Source organism: Paraburkholderia pallida (genome assembly GCF_004524855.1).
In the GTDB taxonomy this organism is placed as follows: domain Bacteria; phylum Pseudomonadota; class Gammaproteobacteria; order Burkholderiales; family Burkholderiaceae; genus Paraburkholderia; species Paraburkholderia oxyphila.
On the sequence record NZ_CP038150.1, the window covers coordinates 724,931 to 742,355 of the forward strand.

Below are 17,425 nucleotides of genomic sequence, written 5' to 3' on the forward strand. Positions count from 1 at the left end.
CGGACCACTCATTACAGGTTGAGTTTTCGCGTTGTGCCGTATTCCAAAGCCCTCTTTCGAGGAACTTAAAAATACATCGATACAATCACAACCCTGATTCACTTACTCCACACCCATCTCTAAGTGTGTTTCAGATGAATCTCTTTACTACTTCTTCCTGATTGTTAAAGAACGACAGCCGATACGATTTCGTATCCGTCTTCGTACAGCCGAAAAGTGTGAGCGCTTTAACAAGCTTGAGCGATGAGCTCTGGAAAGGAGGTGATCCAGCCGCACCTTCCGATACGGCTACCTTGTTACGACTTCACCCCAGTCATGAATCCTGCCGTGGTGACCGTCCTCCTTGCGGTTAGACTAGCCACTTCTGGCAAAACCCACTCCCATGGTGTGACGGGCGGTGTGTACAAGACCCGGGAACGTATTCACCGCGGCATGCTGATCCGCGATTACTAGCGATTCCAGCTTCACGCAGTCGAGTTGCAGACTGCGATCCGGACTACGATCGGTTTTCTGGGATTGGCTCCACCTCGCGGCTTGGCAACCCTCTGTTCCGACCATTGTATGACGTGTGAAGCCCTACCCATAAGGGCCATGAGGACTTGACGTCATCCCCACCTTCCTCCGGTTTGTCACCGGCAGTCTCCCTGGAGTGCTCTTGCGTAGCAACTAGGGACAAGGGTTGCGCTCGTTGCGGGACTTAACCCAACATCTCACGACACGAGCTGACGACAGCCATGCAGCACCTGTGTTACGGCTCCCTTTCGGGCACTCCCACCTCTCAGCAGGATTCCGTACATGTCAAGGGTAGGTAAGGTTTTTCGCGTTGCATCGAATTAATCCACATCATCCACCGCTTGTGCGGGTCCCCGTCAATTCCTTTGAGTTTTAATCTTGCGACCGTACTCCCGTGCGGTCAACTTCACGCGTTAGCTACGTTACCAAGCCAATGAAGGCCCGACAACCAGTTGACATCGTTTAGGGCGTGGACTACCGTGGTATCTAATCCTGTTTGCTCCCCACGCTTTCGTGCATGAGCGTCAGTATTGGCCCGGGGCTGCCTTCGCCATCGGTATTCCTCCACATCTCTACGCATTTCACTGCTACACGTGGAATTCTACCCCCCTCTGCCATACTCCAGCGATGCAGTCACCAATGCAGTTCCCAGGTTAAGCCCGGGGATTTCACATCGGTCTTACATCACCGCCTGCGCACGCTTTACGCCCAGTAATTCCGATTAACGCTCGCACCCTACGTATTACCGCGGCTGCTGGCACGTAGTTAGCCGGTGCTTATTCTTCCGGTACCGTCATCCCCCTTCGGTATTATCGAAAGGATTTCTTTCCGGACAAAAGTGCTTTACAACCCGAAGGCCTTCTTCACACACGCGGCATTGCTGGATCAGGGTTGCCCCCATTGTCCAAAATTCCCCACTGCTGCCTCCCGTAGGAGTCTGGGCCGTGTCTCAGTCCCAGTGTGGCTGGTCGTCCTCTCAGACCAGCTACGGATCGTCGCCTTGGTAGGCCTTTACCCCACCAACTAGCTAATCCGCCATCGGCCGCCCCTATAGCGCGAGGTCCGAAGATCCCCCGCTTTCATCCGTAGATCGTATGCGGTATTAATCCGGCTTTCGCCGGGCTATCCCCCACTACAGGACACGTTCCGATGTATTACTCACCCGTTCGCCACTCGCCGCCAGGATTGCTCCCGCGCTGCCGTTCGACTTGCATGTGTAAGGCATGCCGCCAGCGTTCAATCTGAGCCAGGATCAAACTCTTCAGTTCAAACCTGTTACTGTTTTCGGTTCTTTCGAACCGGTCGCTCACTCAAAGCTGACAGGAATTTGAATAAATTCAAAAACCTGACTTACTTTAGTGTGAGACTCTTGATACTTTCGCTACTCCTGTCCGGCTCCGAAGAACCAGTCAGGCCGCTGAAACTCATCAAGCGCCCACACTTATCGGCTGTAAATTTTTAAAGAGCAATTCGTCTTAATCGCTTCGTTTTCGTTCGCAGCGATCAGCGAAGGAGGCGAATTATGAAGACCCGGGAACTCTTCGTCAAGCGATTTTGAAATATTTATTTCTGGGGTCGCTACAGCGGTTCTTCGCGACGAAAAAACCCCGGCCAGGCCGGGCAACTGGCTCGCGACGCAGGAACGCGCCAGGCGTGGAACCCAGATGAAATATCCTTAATCTGCGTGAATCGGTTTTGCTCTTTCGGTCGGCGTAGCCTTTGCAGCATCGATGCACTGGAATAGCCGATCATGAACACCCCCCGACGCACCGCACTCTTTGCCCTCTTGTCCCTCCTCGCTTCTCCCGCATTTGCGTCCGCGAAGCTCACCCCGCAGCAATGCCAGGACTACCCTTTCGTTCGTACCAAGCACCCGGTGACCCATCAGCAGTTGCAAAACGAACTCAAGGAGCTCGAGGCGGTGGGCTATTACCCGGAAGACGACGACGACTACCCCCAGGAACTGCAAGCGGCTGAACAGCGATTGCAGGCAAAATATCGGGCTGACTGCCTGCCGGGCGCGGGCAACACGCTTGCGGCTGCGCCTGATCACTCAAGCACAAGTGCGCAACAGTGAGATCTGCCTGAGAACGCCAGCCCATCCACCCAAAGCATGTTGCCGCCTGCACCGGGGCCAAGTCGTCGCGATCACCGGGTGCAAATGAGTTCCCCGTCAACAATGCGCGAGAGGCCGAGTGGATTGCCCTCCTTCACGACCTCCGGAAGGAGCGTATCCGGAAGGTCCTGATAACAGATCGGTCGCAGAAAGCGCTCGATCGCCGTGGCACCGACCGAAGTAAACATCGCGTTCGAGGTGGACGGGAACGGACCTCCGTGGACCATGGCATGGCACACCTCGACACCCGTCGGGAAACCGTTCGCCAGAATGCGTCCCGCCTTGCGCTCGAGTACGGGCAGCAGACGCCGTGCGTGTGGGTAATCGTCAGGCTCTATCTGGAGCGTGACGGTCAACTGCCCCTCCACATGCTCGGCAACCTCAACAAGCTCCTCGATATTTGTTGCTCGCACAACAATAGAAGCCGGCCCGAACATTTCCGACTCGAGTTCCGGCGCAGCTAGCAGGCGCTTCGCATCGGTGACGTAAAGGGAGGCTTCGGCGGCATTGGCGAGCGCCCCGGCCGCCTGCCCTTGTGCAACCTTCCTGACGCCCTGCACGCCCTCCACCGCCCGGGTGCCGGAACAGAACGCTTCAAAGATCCCCGGCGTCAGCATGGTCTGTGCAGACTTCGTGGAGAGCGCTTGCGCTGCCGAATCCACGAAGCGATCGAGATCCGGTCCATCGACCGCGAACACCAGGCCCGGATTCGTGCAAAACTGGCCCACCCCGAGCGTCAGCGAATCCGCGAAGCCCTTGCCGATGGCTTCAGCACGCCTTGCGAGTGCGCCTGGAAACAGGAACACGGGGTTAATGCTGCTCATCTCCGCGTAGACCGGAATCGGCTCGGGACGCGCATTGGCGATACGCATGAGCGCAAGGCCGCCCTGCCGCGATCCCGTGAAGCCCACCGCCTTGATCGTGGGGTGCGCCACGAGCGCCTCGCCGAGTTCCCGGCCAGCGCCAAAGAGCAGCGAAAACACGCCTTCCGGCAGCCCGCAATCCCGGACCGCTTTCTGGATCGCGCGCCCGACAAGTTCCGACGTGCCCAGATGCGCCCCGTGCGCCTTCACGATGACCGGCGCGCCGGCGGCAAACGCCGACGCGGTGTCGCCCCCGGCGACCGAGAAGGCAAGCGGAAAGTTACTCGCACCAAACACAGCAACGGGACCGAGCGGAACCTTCGCAAGGCGCAGATCGGCGCGCGGCAACGGCTGACGTTCGGGCTGGGCATGGTCCACCGTGGCACCGAGGAAGCGCCCGTCACGCACGACCCTGGCAAACAGGTGCAACTGCCCCACCGTCCGGCTGCGCTCGCCCTGAAGCCGCGCCACTGACAAACCGGTTTCCGCATGCGCACGCTCGATCAGCGCTTCGCCTGTATCGACAATGTTCTCGGCGATGGCCTCAAGGAAGCGCGCCCGCTCCTCGAGCGGCAGATTGCGAAAGGTATCGAATGCCCGCTCGGCGAGTCTCGCCGCGCGCTCGACTTCCGCCGCCCCGCCCATGCCGAACTCGGGCACCGCGATTTCGGCGTTGATCGCGGGATTGAACGCGCGCCGCACACCTTCGGTGCCGCGCACCGATGCGAAGCCAATCAGCATTTCGCCGTATAAATTCATTTCGACATCCTTATAAACAAGCAAGCACGGCAAAATTCGCGAACGACTTCATTCCTGAAGACGTCAACCGAGACTGCCCGTCACATCGTCGAAAAGTTCATCAACCGAAAGACGGCGCGCAATGATCTTCTGATCGAGCGCCCAATCGATGGCCGTCTGCAAGCCCTTGCGGTTTGCCTCCAGACCCAGCGGCGGGAACACCGCGGGCGTGCTGCCTTCGGCCAGTGCGCGGCTCTCGGCGATCATGCGGTAGATCTCGCGAACGGCCTCGGGGCGCTGCTTCGAAACCTGCTCGTGCACGACGAACATATGGTTGATCGGCACGAAGCCGGCGCGCTCGTACCAGGCCCTGGCGGCGTTGTGCGGGTCGGGCACCAGCGTGCGCACGCGCGGGTCCTTGGGCATGTCTTCGCCAAGCAGGGCCGCGTCGAGCTGGCCGTCGAGCATCATCTGCGCGCTGTTGGAGCCGGCCGGCAGACGCACGCAGTTTTCCGGGTCCTCGTACTCGGCCAGGTGGCCGTCGCCGAGCGTCATCCACGTGACCTTGTCGAGGTCCACGCCGTATTCGTGGCGCAGCACGCCGCGAATCCACAGGCCGGTGGTCTGCGCATAGGTCCGCACGCCAACCTTCTTGCCCTCGATATCCTTGGGATCGAGGTGGCCGAAGTCGATGTTGAACCCAGCGCAGTGGTGCTGGAAGCGGCCCGAGATCGGCGCCGGCAGCAGCACGTAAGGCTTGCCGAAGGCCTTGGCCTGCAGGTAGGTGACGATCGCGAGCTCGCCCGCATCGAACTGGTTCTCGCGCACCATCGCCTTGAAGCCGTTGTGCGCGGGCGTGGGGCCGCAGTAGTCGAGCGTGACGAGGTCGGACTGCACGCGGCCATCCTTCATCGCCTGGGTGACCGCATAGTCGGCCAGGTTGGTGCGCAGCGTCAGCGCCATAAAGATCTCCTTGTTAGGTTCAGAGCCTGACTTCGATCAGGCAGGGGCCCGGCTCGCGGGTCGAACGGGCCATGGCCTCGTAGAAGCTTTCCGCCGTCTCGACGGCAACGGCGGGTACGCCCATGCTTTTCGCCATGGCCAGCCAGTCGATACGCGGCTTGTCGATGTCGATCATGGACAGCGCGCGCTCACCGGGCGAGCCCGCGCCCATGTTCGCGTACTCGGCCTTCAGGATCGCGTAGCTGTTATTGGCGAAGATGATGGTCGTGACGTTCAGCCCCTCGCGCGCCTGGGTCCACAGCGACTGGATCGTGTACATCGCGCTGCCGTCGCCGACCATACAGAACACCCGGCGATCGGGGCACGCGAGCGCGGCACCTGTGGCCACGGGCGTGGCGTAGCCGATCGAGCCGCCCATGTTGTTGATGAGATCGTGCGGCCGCGCGCCCATGGTCAGGCCCATGGACTCGCGGCCCGTCGTCAGCGATTCGTCCACGACGATGCAGTGCTCGGGCAGCGCCGCGGCCAGCGCGTGCGCGATACTCGCGGGGTTGAGCGGGCCCGTTGGCACTGGCGTCTCGATGCGCGCCTGCACGAGCGGTGTCGTGGCGGATGCGCCAAGCGCCTGCAGCAGCATGTCGAACGCGAGTTGGCTGTCCTCGTCGGCCTCGACGAGCGTGTGCACCTGCGTGCCCTCGGCCTTGAGCAGGCTGGGCTTGTCCGGGTAGGCGAAGAACGCGACGGGCTCCTTCGTCTCGACCGTGACGATGTGCTTGAACTCCCTGAGGAAGGCCGTGGCCTGCGCGACCGCATAGGGAATGCGCGCGATCGGCACGCGGCCCGCGCCGCGCTCGATGCGTGCGGTGAAAAACTGCGAGGCGAGCCGCGCGCCCGTGGCCGCGGCCACGCGGCCGGCCTTCTCGAGTGCCGCGCCGCGCGTCGCCTTGTTGGCGAGGACGATCAGCGCCGGCTCGCCCGAACGCAACACGCGGGCGACATGCTCGATGCGTTCGGCGCGCGGCGTCTTGCGCGTGGCCGCAGCTGTGGGCGGCAGCACCGGCGCGGCCCCCGCCTGCTGCCAGGAGGTGTCGCCGGGCAGGATCAGCGTGGCGATCTGGCCCGGATGCTCACTGGCTTTCGCCACGGCCTGTGCAGTATCCCAGGCGACCGTGTCCGGCGATTCGGCGCGGCGCACCCAGTGGCTCAGCGGGCGCGCGAGCCCCTCGATGTCGGAGGTCAGCGGCGGGTCGTACTTCAAATGCGACACCGAATGCTCGCCGACCACATTGACCATCCCCGAAGCTGCGCGCTTCGCGTTGTGGATGTTCGCGAGGCCATTGGCCAGCCCCGGCCCGAGATGCAGCAGCGTCGAGGCCGGCTTGTCCTTCATCCGGTACCAGCCGTCGGCGGCGCCGGTGGCCACGCCTTCGAACAGGCACAGCACGCTGCGCATCTTCGGGTTCTCGCCCAGCGCCGCGAGGAAATGCATCTCCGAGGTGCCCGGGTTGGCGAAGCAGATGTCCACGCCCTGGTCGACCAGCGTCGAAACGAGAGTTTGCGCGCCGTTCATCAGTAGCCAGCCATTTCGCGTGCGAGCCCCACCACGCCATACGTGCGCTGTGGCGCCGACATCAGGAAGCGGTAGCCCTCTTCCTGCAAGCGCCGGTGGTTCCTGGCCGTGACGTGCGGATTGCCGACGACGACGTTGTGCTTGCGGCAAGTCTCGGCAATGCGGCGCATCGCGTCCTGCACTTCCGGGTGCTCGTATTGACGCGCGAGACCCAGCTCCTGGCTCAAGTCGCCTTCGCCGATCAAAATGAAGCCGATTCCGGGCACGTTGGCGAGCATGTCGTCGAGGTTCTCGATGGCCTGCGTGCTTTCGCACATCAGCCCGACGAGGAGCTCGCCCTGCGGCGCCAGCGGCCAGACATCCGCCTTTGCATAGTAGTCCTCCATAGAGAGGCCCCAGTAGCGCGCCGCATTGGCCGGGCCGTCGCCGCGCACGCCTTTGGGCTCGTACAGCGGCGCATGCTTCGGCCGCGCATAGCGGCACGACGCGACGGCGTTGCAGGCCTGCTCGACAGTCGCGATATGCGGCCAGATCACGCCGTAGACGCCGCGATCGAGCACCTGCTTGGCGAAGCTCTGGTTCATCTCGGCGCCATTGGCCGGAATGCGTGCGAGCGGCGTCACCTTCGGCGCCACCGACGCGGCCTCCGCGATCTGCTTGCGGCTCAACATGTACTGCAGCGCGTCGCCGAGCGCGCTCACGTCGTAAGGGTTGTGCTCCATCTCGAAGACGAGGCCGTCATAGGGCGAGTCGCTCATTTCGATGGCGGTCTGCTTGTCGAGTTTGGCGAAGGCTGCGTGCGCCGCCTTGCCTGATTCGAAGGCGCGGATGATGCCATTGAGGCGGGTGGTCGACATAAGAATCTCTCTTTCTTGCTGCGCGGCGTCGCTCTGGTTGGCGATGCGCGCGGTGGGTGGCTTCGGGCTTCAACCCAAGGCCGGGTAGAGCTTCTGCGCGGTCTTGCCGAAGATCCAGGCGCGGTCTTCTTCGCGCAGGCAGGCAAGCCCTTGCTCAGCGATCCTCAGGATCTCCGTGAGCGTGCCCGGCGAAGTCGGGAAGTTCGAGCCCCAGGCGAGCCGATCCGCGCCAAAGGCCGCGACCACGCGCGGGAAGAAAGTCTCCGCGCTCGCCTTCTCCTTTTTCACGTCGCCGAAGATGCGCGGCGTGAGCTTGAGGTAGAGGTTGGGCAGGTCTGCCAGTGCAAACAGGCTATCGGCGCTCGCATAGGGCGGCCCGTCGAGCACATCGGGGCGGCCGAGGTGGTCGAGGATGATGTTCACCGAGGGAAACTTCCCTGCCAGCATGCGCACCTGCGGCAGACCAATCGGGCCGGTCTGGATGCACATGGGCAGCTTCAGTTCGGTAAGCATCTCCCACGCCTTGAACGACTTGGGGTTGTCGAGCTCGCTCGGGTCGAAATCCTTGGTCGAGCCGCCGGTGAAGATGCGCAGCCCGGCAAGGCCCTTGTCGGCCCATGCCTTGATGACAGCCGGCACGTCGTCTGCCAGCATGTCCACGGAGCCCACCGCCACGAGCCGGTCCTTGTACTGGTTGCAGCCGTCGACGACGTAGCTGTTGTCGAAGCCATAAGTCGTCGAGGAGTGCACGACCGCGGCCTTCGCGACGCCGGCCTCGTCCATGGCCTTGATCAGCGCCTCGACGGTATTGGGACGCTCCTGCGACCAGTCCGAGCGCTTGCCGAACAGCGGCGCGGGCGGGTAACGCTTCTCGTCGTCCGAGATGATGTGCGGATGAATGTCGATGATGTTCATGGTGTCCGTCCAGCTAACGGCCTGTTTCAGGTTCACAGGCCTCGGGCCTTGAGGTGCTTGTCGAGGCGCGGATACACGCGGCGCGCGTTGCCTTCGAAGATCGCGTGGCGGTCGGCATCGGAGAGCGCCGTGCAGGCGTCGATGTAGCGCTTGGTGTCGTCGAAGTACTCGCCCGTGTTCGGGTCCCGGCCGCGCACGGCGCCGATCATCTCGGAGCCGAACAGCACGTTGCTCGTGGGCACGACCTTGGTCAGCAGCTCCACGCCCGGGTGGTGGTAGACGCAGGTATCGAAGAAGACATTGCTCAGCAGTCCTTCGAGTGGGCGCCTGGCCATCTCCAGCGACATGCCGCGGTAGCGGCCCCAGTGATAAGGCACCGCGCCGCCGCCGTGCGGGATCACGAAGCGCAGCGTCGGGAAGTCCTTGAACACGTCGCCTTGCAGCAGCTGCATGAAGACCGACGTATCGGCGTTCAGGTAATGCGCGCCGGTGCCGTGGTGGCACGGGTTGCACGACGCCGCCACGTGGATCATGGCCGGCACATCGAGGTCGCACAGCGCCTCGTAAAGCGGGTACCACTCGCGGTCCGTCATCGGCTTGCCGGTCCAGTAGCCGCCGCTCGGATCCGGATTCAGATTGCAGCCGACGAAGCCCATCTCCTCCACACAGCGGCGCAATTCGGCAACGGAGTTCTTCGGCGGCGCCAGCGGCGACTGCGGCAGCTGGCAAACCGGCACGAAATTCTCCGGATAGAGATCGCACACGCGGCGCACGAGGTTGTTCGACACTTCGGCCCACTCGAGGCTCGTGCGCTCGTTGCCGAGGTGGTGGCTCATCAGCCCGGCGATCGGCGAGAACAGCGTGAGGTCGCCGCCGCGCTCCTTCTGCAGGCGCAACTGGCCATTGCCCACGCCCTCGCGGATCTCGTCGTCGGAGACATGGGCGCCCGAGAGCGCCGGCGCGTTGGCCGGGTCGTTGGCGGAGTCGATCTGCTTCGCGCGCCAGTCGCGAAACGATGCCGGGACCGTCGTGAAGTGACCGTGGCAATCAATGATCATTTTCTTGGCTTCCGTTCTGAAATCAGGCGCGGGGATCGACGAACAGCTCGTCCATGGACATGCGGCGCGGCGTCAGGCCCTGCTTGAAGGCGGTGGCTTCGAGCGCCTCGATGGTCTTGCGGTTCTCCTCGATGCCGTAGGGCAGCGGGTCGTGGCCGACGATCTTGCGCAGCTTCAGATACTTCTTGTCGCCGGCGCTGGTGGCTTCACCGGCGTCCAGACGCGCCAGCCATTCCTTCTTGGCCTGCTCGAACGCGTCGTAGATCGACTTGGCCACCCAGGGATGCTCGGCCAGCACCGAGTCCTTCACGACGATGGTGCCGTGCATCGGATACACGCCGGTACGCGCATACGACTGCGCCTCCAGCTCGGCCGCATTCGGGAACAGATCGGGATAGTCGGCATCGACCTCCTTCCATCCGCCGGTCGGGTCGCCGGTGCGGCCTATGCCCGCGTTGCCGTGAAAGCCCGCGACGAGCTCGCCCTTGGCCATCATGTCTGCAAGCGACGTGCCCGCTGGAGCGTGAATCACATTCGGCGGCAGCTCCAGTTGCGTGACGTGCTCCTCGTCGTCGACCACCCAGGTCACCTTCGAGCTGTCGAGACCGAACTCGTCGATCAGGACCTGGCGCGTCCACACGCCGGTGGTCACCGAATACGCCCGTACGCCCACTTGCTTGCCTTCCAGATCCTTCGGTGTCTTGATGCCCGCCTTCGGGTTCACCAGCAACCCGCTATGGTGGAAACGGCGCGTGACGAAAATCGGCAGTCCGATGAATGGCGCGCCGTAAGCGCGGGCAATGATGTAGGTGGTGGGCGCGAGCTCGCACACGTCGAACTCCACGTCGCGCACCATGCGGCGGAACGCGCCGATCTGGGGCTTCACCGTGACGAACTCGGCGTCCACGCCTTCGATGGGAATGGTCCCGTCACGGATTGCGGCGGTATGCGGAAACTCGGCGATGGCGATCTTGAGGTGAACCTTTGCTGACATGCGTCTCTCCTGATGGGTTTGCGGTGTCGACCGATTGCTCACGCATCGGTAGAGCCGGCGTACGTTCTGTACGGCATCCTGGCCGCGACACTCATGGCTTGATTAGTGGGCGCATTGGAATCTTGCCAGCGCCGTTTCCCCCAGTCGATTGAGTAAAACAGCTTCAGGGTTAACCAAACGGTAAAACGGCTGAGGTGCGCACCGTGCCTGCGCTCAACGTATATTCAGGCGCGCAAAAGCGCCCGCAATTACGCAGCAAGGCGCAGCGAGTTCATTGAGGGCCGAAGCGCGGGAGGTGGATAGACACACCATGAGCCGTCGCCATGGCGAAAAAAGAGAATGGCCAACGTTCCAGACGAACGCAGCACCTCGACCCTGACCACTCGCCATGGCAGATCGCGTGCGCGCTCCGGCCGGCTTACCCGAAAATTCCAGCCGTCTCCAAACCAGTCGTTGACGAGCGCCCGAAGGGAATTGCACTGACTGCTCATAAGATGCTCCGTGCTGCGTGGATCGCGCTGGCCGTCAGGCGGATACAGCATGGATGACGAAAGGCCGGATTCCACGTCGAATGCGAAACCACCCGCCTTGATGCCCATACGGGAAGGTTAAGGCGGTATGGATATCTTCGAGCCGTTCGCGAATGCGGTCTATTGAAGTAATGGGAGGGGCGATTAACCGGAACGTTAACCTGCTCTACACATCAAGCCGGTGCAGGGTTTCGCGCGTCGCGAGCGGCTTGAACAGGCGGCTCCATGCAACGCTGATCAAGATCGTCGCGCATCCGCCGAACACGACGGAGCCGATGACGCCAAATGCCGTGGCCGTCACGCCGGATTCGAATTCGCCCAGTTGATTGCTCGCGCCAACGAACAGCGTGTTTACCGCGGCGACGCGTCCGCGCATGCGATCGGGCGTTTCCAGTTGAATGAGCGTCTGCCGCACGACGACGCTGATTGTGTCGGCCCCGCCCGAGATCGCCAGCAGCACGAGCGAAACGGGAAACGACCGGGACAGTCCGAAGCCGACAATGCTGATCCCGTAAACGGCAACCGCAAGCAGCAACTTCTTGCCGACACCGCTGCGGATGGTGCGGCGCGACAACATGAGGCCGACACAGAGCGCCCCCAGCGCCGGCGCCGAGCGCAGCAACCCTAGCCCTTGCGGCCCCACGTGGAGGATGTGCTTTGCGTAGACGGGCAGCAACGCCGTCGCACCGCCGAACAGGACAGCGAACAAGTCGAGCGAGATGCCGCCCAGCAGCAAGTGATGGCTCCAGACGAAGCGCAGGCCCGCGAGTATCGTCTCGACCGTGACGGGCTCGCGCGGCGGCGGGACGTAGTCGTAGCGAATGAGCGCATACATGGCGGCGCTCACGCAAAATAGCGTCGCGCAGGTCACGTAGACCGCGTTGACGCCGATCGCGAACAGCAAGCCGCCCACAGCCGGCCCGGCGATGACGGATACCTGCTGCCCCACCGTGCTCAACGCCATCGCTCGCGCGAGCAACGCCCGGGGAATGAGCATTGGCAGCAGCGCCTGCTGCCCCGCCATCTGGAACGGCCGGATGGCGCCGAGAACGAGCGAGAGCCCGAGCAGCACATCGCGCGTCACGAAGTGCATATAGGTCGACACCGCGAGCAGCACTGCCGTGGCGCCTTGCGCAGCGAGACAGACGGCGACGATGCGGCCGCGGTGCATGCGATCGGCGCAATGGCCTGCGAAGAGCGTTGTGGCCAGCCCTGGAATGAACTGGAAGAGCCCAACGAGGCCGAGATCCCAGGCGCTCGATGTCAGGTCATACATATGCCAGCTGATGGCCAGCATCAGCATCTGCTGAGCGGCGATGGATCCCACGCGAGCGCTCAGGAAGCGCGCAAACGGCGCGTGGCTAAACACGTTAGTCATGCGATTTAAAATGCGAATGCGTGAAGCTTACGGTTGGTGCGAAGGCATGTCTGGGGAGGTCGACGCATTGGGCGGCGGCACACCCCGTCAAGCAATCTCGTTGACTTTGGGTGCCCATTTCCATTGCAGCAACACCACCGTGCTCGTTGCACCCAGCACCAGGAACACGAAAATCGCCAGCATGGGTAGCGTGTAGCTGCCTCCCAGATGGAGCAGCCAGCCCGAGAGACTGGCGGACACGCCACCTGCCAGGCTGGTCGCCACTTGCTGCAAGCCGGTATTCAGGCCAACCGCCTGTTTCGGGATCAAGGTGAGCTTGACGAGGGCAAGATTGTTCGCCGTCACGAGACCGAGCAGCGAGAGGGAGACCACGTTCCACATCAGCGCCATCTCCGGCGAGGATGCGTACGCCCCCAGCAAGACCGTCGTGCCGCCGATAAAGCCGGCCACGATGAACGATTTGCGCACCGCCACGGCGTCGAGGCCGCGCGCGATCAGCCGGTCCGCTGCCCAGCCGGCCAGCATCCCCACCATCGCGATGCCTGCGAAGCTGAAGAAGGTATAGAGCCCCGATTGCTGCAGCGAGAGGCCGCGCTGCTCGACAAGATACGCCGGCATCCACGTCATGCAGTAGAACATGAAGTAGCTGTAGCAAAAGTTGGTGATCAAGCCGCCCCACACCACCGGGCTCGACAAAAGGTTGGCGAGCGGCACGGCGGCCGCCCGTTGCTTCGCCTGTGCCAGCCCGGCACTGGACGGGAAATCGTTGTCGAGCATCAGCAGCCACGGCACCAGCCAGAGCAGGCCGGCCAGGCCGGTGACGATGAACATGGCCTGCCACGAACTCGTGGCGATCAGCCAGGCCGCGATCGGTGCGCCGAGCGCCGGCCCCATCTTGCCGCCAACCGAGTAGATCCCGAGCGCCGTCCCTTTGCGCGTTTCATCGAAATTGTTGGCGAGATAGCGATAGGTCGCGGGCACAACCACGGCTTCGGCAGCGCCGATCATCACGCGCACGAGGATCAGCGCCGAAAGCGTGGTGACGATGCCGGTGGCCGCCGCCGCCACGCACCACAATGCAAAGCAGGTCGCGTAAGGCCATTTCACGCCGTAGCGATCGACCAGCCAGCCCATCGGCAGTTGCAGCAGTCCGTAGAACCAGAATACCGCGGAGCCCAGCCAGCCGCGTTCGACGTGTGTCAGCGCAAATCCTCGTACGAAATGGGCGTCCGCGAGCGCGGCGGACATGCTCGTGCGGTCCGTGAACGAGATCATCAGCCCGAGCGCAAGCAGCACGAGAATGCCCCAGCGATTCTCGCGCCGCCTGGTGTCGGGTCGCACGGTCACGTGGTCCATCAGCTCTTGGGCTCGAGCGCGTGCAGGCTCATGGCGAGCGAGATCGAGGTGAAATAGCCAATGGTGATGAGCAGCTCTGCGATCACCGCACGCCCGAGCCCAGCCGCGTAACGGGCAAAGCGCGCGTCTTCGATCATGCCGCCGGCGAGCATATCGCAGACCGCATCGCAGACCAGGCCGAGACGTCCCTCGGCCGCTTCGGGCCGCCGCTTCTCGAGGATGGCGGCGACCACCGCTTCCGGCACGCCGGCCTTCAGCGCATGGCGTCGATGGTTGGCAATGACATAAGGTGCGTTCCAGAAAACCGCCGTGGAAAGTATCGCCACCTCGCTCTCCGCCTCGCTCAGCACCGGCGAGCGGTCGACGTGCGTGCCGATGATCTCCATGCCTTCGGCCAGATGCGGATTGTGCAGCCAGATATTGAACGGCGTGGGAATGCGGCCCCGCCCCTCACCCAGCCGCGCGATGACTTTTTTCTGTTCGTCGGTGGCGGTTTCCGGGTCGATACGTGCGAGTCGATTGTCAGTCATGCTTTGGATTTCCTTCCAGTGAAAAGATTCGCTACGCCGCCGGCTCGCAAGCAAGCGGCGCAACCAGACCGTTACGCGCCCCCCAACGCCAGCGCGGGGAACCACTGACCCAGCAGACTGCTCGGCCAGGGGATATGGATGAGCTGGCCAAAGATGACGTAGAGGAGTGCCGTCACGCAGGCCGCCACGATCAGGCTCAGGCGCCACCGCTCACCGCCTTCGACGCGCATGAAGGCCACGATCATCAGCGGCACCGTCGGGATCATGCCGATCAAGCCCATGCAACCCAGAAAGGCGAGGAACCAGCCAAAGAACTTCGCGGCCCGCAGCAGGACCACCTTGTTCGGCATCTTTTCGCCATGGTCGCCCGAGATATCCATATGAACGCCGCCGACATTGGACTCGCCATGCTGTGCCGGAATGAAGAAAAGCTTGTATGCGAAGCTGCTCGTCCCGGCGATCACGAGAATGCTGGCGATGACCGTCGGCCCGATCCTGGCCATGAGGAGCCAGCTTTGCGCGCTCACCAGCATGTAGATCCCAATGCCGATAAAGAAAACATAGACAAGGTCCTCGGGCTTGAGCGCGATCTTGCCGCTCGGCCGCAGCCGCGCAATCCGGCCCCTGCGCATGAGCTTGAACAGCGGATTGAAGAACACCAGCGCCGCGAGGATCAGCAGCACCATGACACCCGGACGCGCCAGCCAGGACGTGCCATAGCGCATGAAGGAGATCGACATGTAGCGCTCCATCAGCACGCCGAGCACGAGGCCGAGAATCAGGGGCGGGCGCGCCCACTTCAGGCGTTTCATGGTCCAGCCGATCACGCCGGCAATCAGCAGAACAAACAGATCTCCCCAGCTGCGCGAGCCCTGGAACGCGCCGACATAGATGATCGGCATGATGACCGGCAGGATGAGTGTGTAACGCAGCGTCGAGATCTTGGCGAATTGCCCGCTGAGCAGGAAGCACAGGCCCGCGCCAAAGATGTTGGCGAGCGCAATGGACCAGACCATCGAGTAAGTCATCGCGAGGTGCCTGGTGAGCATATCGGGCCCCGGGATGAACCCGTGCACCATCATCGCGCCGAGCAGGATGGCCTGCGCCGCACCGCCTGGCACACCGAACGACAGCATCGGCACGAGGCTGCCGCCTTCGCGTGCATTATTGGCCGCTTCCGGCGCGATCACACCGCGCACATCGCCCGTGGTGAAGGTCTCCTTCGCGCCTTTCGCGGTTTGCAGCGCGTGACCGTACGCGATCCAGTCCGTCACCGCCCCGGTAATGCCTGGGACCGCCCCGAGCACCGCGCCCAGCCCGCCGCAGCGCAAAACGAGGAACCAGTTGCGCAGGCTGTCCGCAACGCCCTGCCGCATGCCCTGGCGCGAGCTGAATTGCACGTTGTCGGCGATCGCCGTGCGCCGGATCGCGAGCTCGCACAGCTCGGGCAGCGCGAATATGCCGAGAATGATCGGCACGAGCGGGATGCCGTCCTGCAGATAGAGCAGATCGCCGGTCCAGCGCATTTGCCCGGTCTCGACATTGGTGCCGATCATGCCCACCAGAATGCCGAAGCAGGCGGCCACGACACCCCTGAGCGGCGCGTTGCCCGACAGGGCCGACACCATCGAGACGCCGAATAGCGTCAACGCGAGCATCTCCGGCGTACCGATGGCGAGTACGAACGGCCGCACCAGCGGCAACGCGAAAGCGAGGATGACCGCCCCGATCAGCCCGCCGAGCAGCGAAGACGTATAGCACGCACTCAGCGCGCGCGACGCCTCACCGCGCTTCGTCATCGGCAAACCGTCCAGCACCGTCGCCTGCGAAGCGGCGTGGCCGGGCACGCCAAAGAGCACCGCCGGGATCACATCCGACGTCGTAATGACCGAGGCCATGCCGAGCAGCATCGCAAAGGCCGCGTAGGGATCCATCGTGTAGGTGAACGGCACCAGCAGCGCAAAGCCGGTCAACCCGCCGATGCCCGGCAACAATCCGATTGCGAGCCCGACCATGACGCCGAACACCAGAAAGATCAGACGGTTGAATTGCAGGATCGTCGATAGCGCGTGGCCAGCTGCCATCAGCGTTGCGTCGTTGAAGTAATGCATGAGTCATCCTGATGTGCGGGCGAGCGCGGCAGGCGCACCCGGTGTGCCTGCGAGGCCATGGTTCAATCGGCAAGCGAGGGATAGAGGACTTTCGCCGTGCGGCCCCAGACCCATGCGCGCTCCTCATCGCTCAGTGCTGCGAAACAGGTGTGCCCCTGATCGATCAGCTTCTTTAGCGGACCCGCCGAGGCCGGATAGTTCGAGCCGAAGGCCAGATGGTCCGCGCCGAATACCTCGACGAGGCGCGGGAAAAACGCATCGGCCCCGCCCGGCGCCGCCTGGGCGAGATCGAAGGTACGCGGCGTAATCTTCAGATAGACGTTCTCGTATTTCGCCAGATCGAACAGCTCCGCACAGGCGGCATACGGCGGGCCATCGTCCAGAACGGGTCGAGCGCAATGATCGAGAGCGATCTTGACGGTCGAGAAACGTTCGGCCAGCTCGGCCACCATCGGCAAACCGGACAGCGTCGTTTGAACCACCATGGTCATGCCGATATCCGCACAACGCTGCCAGATGGGAAAGGTCGCCGGGTCGACCAGCCAGCTCCCGTCACTCTGGTGGGTCGCGCCGCCGGTGAAGAGCCGGATGCCACCCATGCCATGCGCCAGCCAGTAATCGAAGGTCCTCAGCGCATCGGGCGCCAGCAAATCGAAGGAATAGACGCCGGTGAACCGCTTGGGCTGCTGCGCCACGCAGTCGGCCACGTACGCGTTATTGTGGCCGTATGTCGTCGATGAATGCACGATGGCGGCCTTCGCAACCCCTGCCTCGTCCATCTCCGCAATCATCTGTTCGAACGCGACTGCACGCGTGGCGGACCAGTTCGAACGGTGCCCGTGCTGCGGCGCGATCGGGTAGCGCTCGGTGTCCGTCGAAATGATATGGGGGTGAATGTCGATTATTTCGTACTTCATGTTGATTGAACCTCGT

General features: G+C 63.0%; 13 protein-coding genes and 1 rRNA gene. 1 reads left to right on the forward strand and 13 read right to left on the reverse strand.

Going from position 1 to position 17,425, the window contains the following annotated elements; genetic code table 11:
- Positions 1 to 254: 254 nt before the first annotated feature.
- Positions 255 to 1,781 (reverse strand): 16S ribosomal RNA (locus E1956_RS29915).
- Positions 1,782 to 2,263: 482 nt separating this feature from the next.
- On the opposite strand from E1956_RS29915, the gene E1956_RS29925 reads away from it, so the two are divergent.
- The gene (locus E1956_RS29925) at positions 2,264 to 2,590 is read left to right on the forward strand and encodes a DUF4148 domain-containing protein (protein WP_134756022.1); all 327 of its coding nucleotides are present in this window, start codon (positions 2,264 to 2,266) and stop codon (positions 2,588 to 2,590) included.
- Between the two features lie 71 nt (positions 2,591 to 2,661).
- Here E1956_RS29925 and E1956_RS29930 read toward each other — a convergent pair whose 3' ends face one another.
- From E1956_RS29930 to E1956_RS29985, 12 genes are all read right to left on the reverse strand, one after another.
- Entirely contained in the window at positions 2,662 to 4,251 is a 1,590-nt protein-coding gene (locus E1956_RS29930; RefSeq protein WP_134756024.1) for an aldehyde dehydrogenase (NADP(+)), read from the reverse strand.
- 63 nt (positions 4,252 to 4,314) lie between these two features.
- A complete protein-coding gene (locus tag E1956_RS29935; RefSeq protein ID WP_134756026.1) occupies positions 4,315 to 5,193 on the reverse strand; it encodes a type 2 periplasmic-binding domain-containing protein in 879 nt (292 codons plus the stop codon).
- Positions 5,194 to 5,212: 19 nt separating this feature from the next.
- Positions 5,213 to 6,763, reverse strand: coding sequence for an acetolactate synthase large subunit (locus tag E1956_RS29940; RefSeq protein ID WP_134756028.1), 1,551 nt, complete (start codon positions 6,761 to 6,763; stop codon positions 5,213 to 5,215).
- Positions 6,763 to 7,620, reverse strand: coding sequence for an HpcH/HpaI aldolase family protein (locus tag E1956_RS29945; RefSeq protein WP_134756030.1), 858 nt, complete (start codon positions 7,618 to 7,620; stop codon positions 6,763 to 6,765). Before E1956_RS29945 ends, E1956_RS29940 begins: the two co-directional genes overlap by 1 nt.
- A gap of 69 nt (positions 7,621 to 7,689) precedes the next feature.
- A complete protein-coding gene (locus tag E1956_RS29950) occupies positions 7,690 to 8,535 on the reverse strand; it encodes an amidohydrolase family protein (RefSeq protein WP_134756032.1) in 846 nt (281 codons plus the stop codon).
- A gap of 32 nt (positions 8,536 to 8,567) precedes the next feature.
- Positions 8,568 to 9,593 (reverse strand): amidohydrolase family protein, encoded by a 1,026-nt coding sequence (locus E1956_RS29955; RefSeq protein ID WP_134756034.1) that lies wholly within the window; start codon positions 9,591 to 9,593, stop codon positions 8,568 to 8,570.
- A 22-nt stretch (positions 9,594 to 9,615) separates the two neighbouring features.
- Positions 9,616 to 10,587 carry a PhnD/SsuA/transferrin family substrate-binding protein gene (locus tag E1956_RS29960; protein WP_134756036.1) on the reverse strand — a complete coding sequence of 324 codons (972 nt, stop codon included), beginning with the start codon at positions 10,585 to 10,587 and terminating at the stop codon, positions 9,616 to 9,618.
- 696 nt (positions 10,588 to 11,283) lie between these two features.
- Positions 11,284 to 12,495: an MFS transporter gene (locus E1956_RS29965; RefSeq protein WP_134756038.1), complete on the reverse strand. Its 1,212-nt coding sequence runs from the start codon at positions 12,493 to 12,495 to the stop codon at positions 11,284 to 11,286.
- Positions 12,496 to 12,582: 87 nt separating this feature from the next.
- Positions 12,583 to 13,851: an MFS transporter gene (locus E1956_RS29970; protein WP_134756040.1), complete on the reverse strand. Its 1,269-nt coding sequence runs from the start codon at positions 13,849 to 13,851 to the stop codon at positions 12,583 to 12,585.
- Positions 13,851 to 14,381, reverse strand: a complete 531-nt coding sequence (locus E1956_RS29975) for a carboxymuconolactone decarboxylase (protein WP_134756042.1) — start codon at positions 14,379 to 14,381, stop codon at positions 13,851 to 13,853. Before E1956_RS29975 ends, E1956_RS29970 begins: the two co-directional genes overlap by 1 nt.
- Before the next feature lie 71 nt (positions 14,382 to 14,452).
- Positions 14,453 to 16,492, reverse strand: a complete 2,040-nt coding sequence (locus tag E1956_RS29980) for a tripartite tricarboxylate transporter permease (RefSeq protein ID WP_134756044.1) — start codon at positions 16,490 to 16,492, stop codon at positions 14,453 to 14,455.
- Positions 16,493 to 16,554: 62 nt separating this feature from the next.
- Positions 16,555 to 17,409 (reverse strand): amidohydrolase family protein, encoded by an 855-nt coding sequence (locus tag E1956_RS29985; protein WP_134756046.1) that lies wholly within the window; start codon positions 17,407 to 17,409, stop codon positions 16,555 to 16,557.
- Positions 17,410 to 17,425: the final 16 nt, after the last annotated feature.